Here is a 9,427-nt window from a genome sequence, read left to right on the forward strand (position 1 = left end):
ATTATTATCGTTTGTTACCACACTTAGGGCAGAACTTCACATGAGGCGGAAGGGGTGTACCACAACGGCTACAAGTATCACTGGATTGTACTTGCTTGCCACAGTTTCCACAGAAAGTAGCCCCTTCGGCTAAGGGGGCATTACAATGAGGGCAAGTACTATTGCCCTGTTGCAGTAGGGTGCCACAACTCACACAGCGTTTGGCTGAGAGGTCATTGTCAGTTCCACACTTGGGGCAGGGATTATAGGGATCGCCACAATGTGGACAAAAGCGTGAAGTGCTTGGGAACTTCTTGGCACAGTTGGAACAATAAACCATCTTGACTTGTCCTTGTTCCTGTTCCTGTCCTTGGATATTTCCTGTTCCTCCTTGGAAATTGGGTTGGTTGTATTGGGGTTGCATCATGCTGCCTCCCACGGCTCCATTGCCGCCCATTCCCCCCATCATACTCATGGCCATAAGTCCTCCTAGGAGTCCTCCATTGCCACTACCGAAACCATCAATGGCATTGTTAGCCGTATTGAACATCTGTTCTTGTTGCCAAGTATGTCCTGTGATAGACATAGAGGCCTGAGTTGCAATAGCTTCGGCTACTTTGCGCCCCTCTTCAGTGGTTTTGTCTATATCGATAGAGGTGATATTGAACTGTAAGAGTTCTAAGCCCAAGTTATCCCAAAAAGGATTGAGTACATTTTTCAGATAGTCGGAAATCTCATCTAAAAAAGCGGATAAGTACTTGAAACCCACACGATGTTTGATGACGTACTGAGCAATTTGGGATTTGGTTTTAGTGGAGAACTCACCGAAAAACTGTTCAGTAAGGTCATCTTGTGTATATTCTGATTTAGCCCCAACGGCGCGTATCAAGAATTTTTCAGCATCATTGACCTTTAACCCATAACGCCCCCCAGCTACCAAAGGAAGTTGGGTGTTATAGTCAGGATCATGAATCGGCATTTGGCTTACAGCCCAATCAATACTGAAGGTTTGAACCTTGTTTACAAACCAAACTTCAGCAGTAAAAGGATTCTTTCCTCCAAAAGGGATTCCGTATAAACTCCTGAGAATAGGAAGGTTTTCTGTGTTGAGGGTATGCCTACCAGGGCCAAACTTGCCTACAATTTGCCCCTTGGAGAATAGAACAGCTTCTTGTGATTCTTGTACAATTAGCTGTGTATAAGTAGATAAGTTGGTTTGAGGAAATCGCCAAGCATATATAGTTTTATTCCCTTGTGGAGACCAACTGACTAAGTCTATTATTGCCATAATAAAGTGATTATTGAATCTGGGTTTATTACATGGCAAAAATAAGATTTTTTTTTAATTTTTAAAAGAGTTATTTGTATTTTTTGAAATGGAGCATAAGTAATACGAATCAATAGTTAAATGTTATTCACTAACTTTCTAATACTCAATTTGTTGTTTCTTGAAGAATAGGGAGATACAATTGTCTCTACTCCTTTGATAATTATGTTTTTAAGTTTCGCAAGTTCTGTAACTTATTGATATTCACTCCCTCACATACCCAGCTGTGAACACTCGCTGGCTTTCCCCTCCAAAGGGGGAATGAGATAGTTTATGATTCTCAAGAAGTTAGAGAGAGGACATTTTCCAGATTGATAGACAATTTTTATCTTTTTCAACAAATTTATTCCCCCTCTCGGAGGGGGCAAGGGGGAGGTTTTTACAAATAATTGATTATTAGTTATTTATAATTGCAATAATAGCCTAAAAACGACTTGCGAAACTTAAATTATGTTTTTATAAGGCCCCAAGGAATACTCAAAGCTCAAAGCTCAAAGCTCAAAACTATTTTGTCAAACATTTCCTTGTCTTTCTCGTTGAGGAATTGGGTTTCTATGGGGAGGTAGTAGAGTTGGGGGAGCGCAAAGCCCAAGCGTACATAATCTTTCTCTGTGGTGAGCAGGCGTCCTTGTTGGCTTAAGAAAGCGATTTCTTTTGTTGAAAAATGATGGTGATCACCATAGGATAAGTGTGTGAAGTGAGCTCCTTTGCTTTGCAAGAAAGTAACCAAGGGAGTAGGTTTGGCAATACCTGTTACAAGAGTAAAGGGTGCAGAAAGGAAATCTTCCAAAGGTAGGCTGTCTCCGTCCCGACATACCTTTGTAGCATAGGCAATGCGGGTAAAGAATACCTGCTGATGGGGTAGGGGGTGGAGCTGTTGTATGATTTTTTGTTGTGCTTCTTCAGATAGTTCTGGGCACTTGGTAACCAAAATAATCTGTGCTTTGCGTGCACGGGAGCGGATGTCCCTAAGCGAGCCTACGGGCAGTAGAAAGTCCTTGGTATAGAGCTTGTCGTAGGAAGTCAGTAGCAAGTTTAGCCCAGCCTGTACCTTGCGGTGTTGGAAAGCATCGTCCAAGAGGATCACCCGAAAGTGAGGGTTTTGGAGCAGTCGCTCGATACCCTCTTGGCGACTTTCGCATACTGCCACGGTTGCCTTGGGGAATTTGCGGTGGTACTGGAAAGGCTCATCGCCTAGGGTAAGGGCTGTAGACAAAGCGTCGGCAAGAACAAAGCCTTTTGTTTTACGCCTATATCCACGGCTAAGAATAGCCACTTGCTCCTCTCCCCAAAGGCGTACTAAGTACTCCACCATAGGGGTCTTTCCCGTACCCCCTACAGCCAAGTTGCCCACACATAGGGTAGGGAAGGGGTACTGTTTCGAGTAAAGCCACCCCCTATCATATAAGAAGTGCCGTAAACGCACCGCTATTCCATAAAGAATAGCAAAAGGAAAAAGAAGGAAACGCATGGGGAGTTTTGAGTTTTAAGTTTTAAGTTACTAACCACTAACCACTAATCTCTAACTACTAACCACTAACCACTGACGACCGTTTAGGGAGTACAAAGCTCATAGGCGCCTTTTTGAAGTGTCTCCATACAGCCTTGATAAGGGCGAAGATCTCCGAATCAGGGATATTTCTAGAGCGGAAAGCCACCCAAAGAGAGAGGCCAAAGCTTACAATAAAGTTGATAAACCCTACGATAACTAAGCCAACGAAAATCCATATCCACATGCTCCAGACTAGGTGGAAAGCAGCGCCATAAAGCCCCATAGCAATGTTTCCACTTACAAAAGTGATGTGGCGTATATCCAAATCAAGGTCAAAGAAAGTTCCTATAGAGGCAGTACTCCCCATGAATACCCCAAACCAGAAGTTGGATAGAATCCCTGGGCGCTTGTGGTCAAGCCAAGCAGCTAATTTTTTGGTTCTCTTGACCCCTAAGGCGCGTTTTAGGATAGGATGTTCCTCTATACGGTAAGCAAATTGGTTGTGCTTTTGCTTGTTGGAGACATTTCCTGCAATAATACCTGAGATAAAGAGGAATACTCCAGCAATAGCGGCATGTAAGATGAGTTTGGAGTGTATAGGGGAAGCGTCTGTTAGGAGTTTGTCCCAACTATGTGCCACTATATTCATTCCCAAAAGTCGTTCCGCGCCCCATACCAAGAGCAGGGCAACGGCAAAGGCCATAATGACATTCCCTACAAAGGCAATGAATTGCGAACGCCACAAGCGGGCGAAGAACATGGCAAACTCGCTGTGTTTTTCCTCTTCCTTACATTGTTTTCTCATACCCTCTTCTACTACACGAGCTACCGTAGTGGCGGTCATAGAAGGCTGCTTGGTGGCCAGTGCAGAGCCTGTCAGGTAGATCAGGATAAAACCAAAGGCATAGTTCATGCTATAGAGGAAAGCATGACCAAAAGCACTGGCATGTACTTCGTGTAATAGCGCCTTGAAGATACATAAAAACCCAACGATAAACCCTGCACCGAGGCTGGCTCGGAGCATCTTGAGGTACTCCTTGGGGGTATCGGTGATATACTTTTCCCCTGTGGAGGCGTTGAACTGGGTGATCTCGTAGGTAACCGTTTGGGTACTTTCCTTGATAAAGGTGCGTATATTGTTTTTATAGCAGTTGTATTCTATCAGCTTGAGTGCCATGCAAATAGTGTTGTCTATCTTATCCTTTTTGCTGCTGACAACCAGTAGTTCTATTAGGGTTTTTACTCGTGAGAGTTGTTGGTTGAGGCGTAAGAGTCCCTGATTGACACGCATGGTGATCCCATATTTGGAAGCATTTTTGTAGGCCTGTTGAACAAAATCCTGACACTGATGGAAGAGCACCATCAGCTGTTTGTAGTTAAGGTTTTCCTCATTGAGGGGTTCGCCTTGGAGAATAGGCTCACGCATGCTGTCAAACTCTCGTTCAAAGCTCAGAAAAGGACTTTCCAAATAGCTGTATTCAGGCACCATATGGATAATATCCGACTCCAAGGTGCGTCCACTCATACGCTGAGTGATTAGCCCAATGGCTTCACAGAGTTGGGTAAGGCTGTTATGCTGATGTTCTTCCTGAGCAAAAAGATCATGGAAGCCTAAAAGCTCAAAGAGCAGACGAAACTCCTTGCGGTCTATGCGCTCGATCCACAGATAGTCTGTCTGTAGGTAGAACACTTGGTTGAGGATATATTGTAAGGTATCTTTTTCAGGCTGAAAGGGGAGTATCTTGGCCGAAAAGCGCCTGTTGAGTTCATAAAAGAAACTCGAATCCTGTAGAATTCCCACCTCAGAGATCATTCGGCCGAACTGTCGTCCAGAGAGTAAGTCCTTGATATACGCTCCTAAGATCTTGCACTGCTCTGGGTTCTCCTGCAGATAGCCGATAAGTTCCAAAAGAGAAATGTTATGGCTCACACGCTTAGGACGGAAGTAGCGCACCAAGTCATACAGCAGGAGAAAGCCTGTATGCTTGGCTACCACTCCATCCTTGATGTGACTGTCAAATACTTCTTTTACACTATATTGTTTCTTTGTCATCTTATTTAAGTTTTAAGTTTTGAATTTTGAGTTACTAATCACTAACGACTCACCACTTTTCTAAGTTTTTTATAAAAAGCCTCTTCGCGCTGAGCGATCTGAGAGAGCCTCTGTGAAAGCCCCTCATAAGCGGCGCGATGCGCCTGGTTGCGGTTCTTATATAAGCGTGCTACCTCCACTGCAAAATCACGCCATAGGTCACCGATGGCCGTAATCTCTTGGGAACATTCCTTTAGGGCATCGCACTTGAGCACTTCGGCGGCTTCCTCAAGGAAAGCCCCATAGATAAAGCGAAAACCACCCCCACCGGTACCTATTTCCTCTTGCATACGGATCATTTGGGCAAGGTAGTGATTGGTGATTTTGACCCCTCGCTTGTCATACCAGCGCAATATATCTTTGCTTACCCACCTGATCGCCCTGACCCCAACAATAGGTACAGGGGCGAGCATCTGGCTGCAAGTATCCTTGATACCCTTGCCAATGGCCTCCTTTAAGTCTATCTGCTTGGGCAGGTGTGTAGGGAAATACATATGTCCTTTAGGCGCTAGGGTGCCTTGGGCAAAGCGTACCTTCTCAAGTTCCTGAGAGCTAAGCCTTGTAGGTTCTTCCATTACAGGATCACTGATAAGGTAGGTATCTGCTTCCTTACCATATACGACCAAGTTATGCGCATTGAAGTGAAAGCGGTACGCATCAGGGAAATAGGTCAGATGATACACTCCCACTTGTAAGCCTACAGGCATGCCCGCCTGTAGTTTCTCATCTAAGGCCTGCTGTGCCTTCTGTGGAGAGGAGAACCGCTCACGCCTTACACGAAACCCCAGCCTACGGGCAACCTTGGAAAAAATATGTCCAGGCATGGTGCGATAACTGATAGCAGGCGCCTGATTGACTTTCAGCCAAGGAAAATAAAAGAACAATAGTCCAGAGCCAATCCCGAAGATCATAGGCTCACTGAGCTTCAACCCATAGTAATTCAATAGGTTAGAAGCTGTACCGTTCTCACAATGCGCGGATTGGTTATGTTGGAATACAATTGACATATACAGATGATAAGAAAGGCAAAAGTACAAAAAAAATCTTGGATAAGAGAAAAAGCAAAGGCGGTTTTTTAGCAAAATTTTTTAAGGACAAAGATTTTGCTTGTAATTGCAAAATATAGTATCTTTGCAGTTTCGAAAAATGTATCTTTTACTTTTGCAAAAATGCTTACATTACAGTCATTTACGTTCAATCCGTTTTCGGAAAACACCTATATATTATATGGAGCACAAGGCAAGGCTTTCCTAATAGACCCTGGTTGTGCTATTCACTCAGAGCAGGTAAAGCTCCGAGATTTTATCAAGGAAAAAGGGCTTACCGTGGAGAAAATCCTACTAACCCATGCACATATAGACCATGTCTTTGGTCTACAATGGGCCTGTGATACTTTTGCTTTGCCTGTGCATCTGCATCCTAACGAACAAGAAGTCTTGGAGCGTAACCCCTTGGATGCACGCCTTTTTGGTTTTGATTTTCCTGAGTTTGACGGAGATTATGTGTTTGTAGATGAGCATACCATCCTTCATTTGGAGGATACGCCCATTACGCTACGCTTCGTACCAGGACATTCGCCAGGGAGTGTAGCCTTTTATATAGAAAGCCAACACAAGATTATCTCAGGCGATGCGCTTTTTCGCCGAAGCATAGGCCGTACCGACCTCTACAAGGGGGATTATGACCAACTCCTACATAGTATTCGCACCCAACTGCTCTCCCTACCCGATGCAACGGAGGTACATAGTGGACATGGCGCGCCCACTACTATAGGAGAAGAGAAGCGCCTGAATCCTTTTTTGCAAATCCAATAAAATGAAACAAACCACCTCGCGACTGATTTTTATAGATATTATCAGGGCTTTTGCTATCTGTATGATGCTCGAAGGGCATTTTATAGACGGCTTGCTCGCACCTGAGTATCGTGATGAGAATAACTTGTTCTATGCCACTTGGCACTATATCAGAGGTATGACGGCTCCTGTGTTCTTTACTGTTTCGGGCTTTATTTTTACCTACTTGCTGATCAAGGAACAGAATCCAGCCAAAATGGGTTGGAATCATGTGCGTGTACAAAAAGGGGTAAGGCGAGGCATCAACCTAATCATCATTGCCTACCTGCTGCGTGCCAATATATTTAACCTCTTCACCCCTGGTTATACCGATATGAATGTCAGGCGAGTAGATGTGCTCCACTGCATAGGCCTTTCCCTGCTCTTTCTTATTGCCTTTTATCTGCTCACCTACCGAAGGAAAAACCGATTGCGTATGTCGATCATGCTGCTGGGGACAACCTTTGTGGCCTTTTTCTTTGAACCAATCTATAGTCACCTAACCTACGAATATTTGCCAATGGCCTTGGCTAACTATTTTACCAAGGAAAATGACTCGGTATTTACCATATTTCCTTGGTTTGGTTATGCTTCCTTAGGAGGCTTTATGGGCTTTCTCTTCTATAAAAATCGAGAAAATCCCCACTTGTATCGCAATATGATAATATGGTATATCCTTTTGGGAGTGATACTGATTACTTTTCCCTATTGGATGGGTAAAATAGCCGATACCCTACAGATACATTCCTTACAACTGATTGCCCATGGAGACTATCTGATAAAGCGTATAGGCAATGTGCTACTCTTTTTTGCTCTCTTTATGATTCTTCGACATGTGATCACCTCCCCAACATTGCAGAAAATAGGACAAAATACCCTTTCTATCTATGTGATTCATTATATAATCCTATATGGAAGCTTTACAGGAATGGGGCTATATCGCTATTTTCACGATCAACTCACCCCATGGCAGGCAATCATAGGAGCGATTCTCTTTGTGATAGTAACCATACTTATTACTTTCTTATACATGCGCAAAGAGGCTCTAATAGATGAAAAGATAGACTTTATAAAAGCAAAAATCTACCAATTTCTCAGAAGAATAGGGGCAATTTTTGTCAAACAGAAATACTAAAACAATGACCGAAGAACAGCGATTACTCACTTATTTAGAGGATTTTATTACCCAGGAGCGCAAGGAGCGGTTCACTGAGATTCTCTCCAATAGAACCCAACACTTTACCGTAGCCATAGAAGATATTTTCCAGATGCACAACGCCAGCGCAGTGATTCGCACCTGTGAGGTCTTTGGCGTACAGACAGCGCATATGATAGAGGAAAAATATGGCAAACGCTTGGATGCCAAAATCGCTATGGGTGCCGAGAAATGGGTGACCACCCATCGGTATGCACAGGTACAGCCCTGTATAGATACTCTCAAGACACAGGGTTATCAGATTGTGGCCACTCTGCCTGCCCCTACAGCGGTACCTCTGCAAGAGTTTGATATAACCCCCAAGAGCGCCTTTTTCTTTGGTACAGAAAGAGATGGCCTTTCCCAACAGGTGATCTCCCAGGCCGATGTCTTCTTAACTATACCTATGGTCGGCTTTACCGAAAGCCTTAATATCTCGGTTAGTGTGGCCATAATACTCCAATACCTCACAACCAAACTGCGTAGTTCAGCGCTTAATTGGCAACTTTCAGAAGAAGAGCAGCTGCTTTTGCGCCTACAATGGACGAAAAATTCCATTCGTAGCCTTACCGATGTACTATCTCGTTACTATTCGCTCAAATAACTATGGCAAAGAAATACTATACCGTATGGGAGGGCTATAATGTAGGCGTTTTTTCTTCTTGGGAGGAGTGTAAGAAGAATATATCGGGCTATCCTACAGCCAAATATAAGTCCTTTCCTACTAAAGAAGCAGCACAAAAGGCATTCCATGAGAACTATTGGGCACATGTAGGGAAAAAAAATACACCCGTAGCCCCTACTTTCGGGGAAAAGCCCCCCTACAATCCCCACAGTATTGCGGTAGATGCCGCTTGTAGCGGGAATCCAGGAACTATGTACTATCGTGCTATAGACCTCTCTACTGGAACAATTTATTTCTCCCAAGGCCCCTTTGCCAAGGCAACCAATAATATAGGGGAGTTCTTGGCTATTGTACATGCCCTAGCACAGCTGGCCTTATCGGGGGATAGCCGTACCATTTATTCAGATAGCAAAATTGCTATCTCATGGGTAAAACAAAAGAGGTGCAAGACCAAACTTCCTATGGAAGCGGCCAACCAAAAAGTCTTTGAACTGATAGAACGTGCCGAGAAGTGGCTCCATACGCATACCTATACCAATCCTATTCTTAAGTGGGAAACCCAACTTTGGGGCGAAATCCCCGCCGATTATGGAAATAAAAAATAATAAGACAAAGAGCCAAAGTACTGTCTTTCTACCAATTTTCTCCCATTTAGTTCTCCCTTCGGAGGTTATGGAGATACTGACAATCAACCACTTAAAAAATAATTCAAAAAAATTCATTGAAATATTTTGTCAGTTTAAAAAGAAGTTGTACTTTTGCACCCGCTTTCGAAAAGGGAGTGAGTTCATTAAAATAGGCCAAAAAATATTTTTGAAAAAAGATTTGGTAGTTTCGAAAAAAGGTTGTAATTTTGCACCCGCTTTCAAAAAGGGAGTAAAGTTC

The 9,427-nt window shown here is 43.6% G+C and carries 9 protein-coding genes; 5 read left to right on the forward strand and 4 right to left on the reverse strand.

Going from position 1 to position 9,427, the window contains the following annotated elements; all coding sequences use genetic code 11:
- Window positions 1-4: 4 nt before the first annotated feature.
- From HMPREF9331_RS07460 to darH, 4 genes are all read right to left on the reverse strand, one after another.
- Entirely contained in the window at window positions 5-1,267 is a 1,263-nt protein-coding gene (locus tag HMPREF9331_RS07460) for an SPFH domain-containing protein (RefSeq protein ID WP_016420381.1), read from the reverse strand.
- A 523-nt stretch (window positions 1,268-1,790) separates the two neighbouring features.
- On the reverse strand, window positions 1,791-2,777 hold the full coding sequence (gene lpxK / locus HMPREF9331_RS07465; protein WP_016420382.1) for a tetraacyldisaccharide 4'-kinase: 987 nt from the start codon (window positions 2,775-2,777) through the stop codon (window positions 1,791-1,793).
- Between the two features lie 58 nt (window positions 2,778-2,835).
- Entirely contained in the window at window positions 2,836-4,851 is a 2,016-nt protein-coding gene (locus HMPREF9331_RS07470; protein ID WP_016420383.1) for a hypothetical protein, read from the reverse strand.
- A 41-nt stretch (window positions 4,852-4,892) separates the two neighbouring features.
- On the reverse strand, window positions 4,893-5,897 hold the full coding sequence (gene darH, locus HMPREF9331_RS07475; RefSeq protein ID WP_016420384.1) for a BtrH-related acyltransferase DarH: 1,005 nt from the start codon (window positions 5,895-5,897) through the stop codon (window positions 4,893-4,895).
- A 162-nt stretch (window positions 5,898-6,059) separates the two neighbouring features.
- Here darH and HMPREF9331_RS07480 point away from each other — a divergent pair, with 162 nt between their 5' ends.
- The 5 genes from HMPREF9331_RS07480 to HMPREF9331_RS13210 all read left to right on the forward strand — a co-directional run.
- The gene (locus tag HMPREF9331_RS07480) at window positions 6,060-6,704 is read left to right on the forward strand and encodes an MBL fold metallo-hydrolase (RefSeq protein WP_040357162.1); all 645 of its coding nucleotides are present in this window, start codon (window positions 6,060-6,062) and stop codon (window positions 6,702-6,704) included.
- A gap of 1 nt (window position 6,705) precedes the next feature.
- The gene (locus HMPREF9331_RS07485; protein WP_016420386.1) at window positions 6,706-7,857 is read left to right on the forward strand and encodes a heparan-alpha-glucosaminide N-acetyltransferase domain-containing protein; all 1,152 of its coding nucleotides are present in this window, start codon (window positions 6,706-6,708) and stop codon (window positions 7,855-7,857) included.
- Between the two features lie 4 nt (window positions 7,858-7,861).
- The gene (locus HMPREF9331_RS07490; RefSeq protein ID WP_016420387.1) at window positions 7,862-8,521 is read left to right on the forward strand and encodes a TrmH family RNA methyltransferase; all 660 of its coding nucleotides are present in this window, start codon (window positions 7,862-7,864) and stop codon (window positions 8,519-8,521) included.
- A 2-nt stretch (window positions 8,522-8,523) separates the two neighbouring features.
- Entirely contained in the window at window positions 8,524-9,147 is a 624-nt protein-coding gene (locus tag HMPREF9331_RS07495; RefSeq protein WP_016420388.1) for a ribonuclease H1 domain-containing protein, read from the forward strand.
- The coding region (locus tag HMPREF9331_RS13210) for a hypothetical protein (RefSeq protein ID WP_016420389.1) at window positions 9,131-9,427 on the forward strand (297 nt) is incomplete at its 3' end. The genes HMPREF9331_RS07495 and HMPREF9331_RS13210, both read left to right, overlap by 17 nt.

The organism is Capnocytophaga granulosa ATCC 51502 (assembly GCF_000411115.1).
GTDB lineage: Bacteria > Bacteroidota > Bacteroidia > Flavobacteriales > Flavobacteriaceae > Capnocytophaga > Capnocytophaga granulosa.

Bases quoted from the DNA above. Each gene is read 5' to 3' on its own strand.
- HMPREF9331_RS07460 (WP_016420381.1), bottom strand. From the start codon at position 1,267: ATGGCAATAATAGACTTAGTCAGTTGGTCTCCACAAGGGAATAAAACT.
- lpxK (WP_016420382.1), bottom strand. From the start codon at position 2,777: ATGCGTTTCCTTCTTTTTCCTTTTGCTATTCTTTATGGAATAGCGGTG.
- HMPREF9331_RS07470 (WP_016420383.1), bottom strand. From the start codon at position 4,851: ATGACAAAGAAACAATATAGTGTAAAAGAAGTATTTGACAGTCACATC.
- darH (WP_016420384.1), bottom strand. From the start codon at position 5,897: ATGTCAATTGTATTCCAACATAACCAATCCGCGCATTGTGAGAACGGT.
- HMPREF9331_RS07480 (WP_040357162.1), top strand. From the start codon at position 6,060: ATGCTTACATTACAGTCATTTACGTTCAATCCGTTTTCGGAAAACACC.
- HMPREF9331_RS07485 (WP_016420386.1), top strand. From the start codon at position 6,706: ATGAAACAAACCACCTCGCGACTGATTTTTATAGATATTATCAGGGCT.
- HMPREF9331_RS07490 (WP_016420387.1), top strand. From the start codon at position 7,862: ATGACCGAAGAACAGCGATTACTCACTTATTTAGAGGATTTTATTACC.
- HMPREF9331_RS07495 (WP_016420388.1), top strand. From the start codon at position 8,524: ATGGCAAAGAAATACTATACCGTATGGGAGGGCTATAATGTAGGCGTT.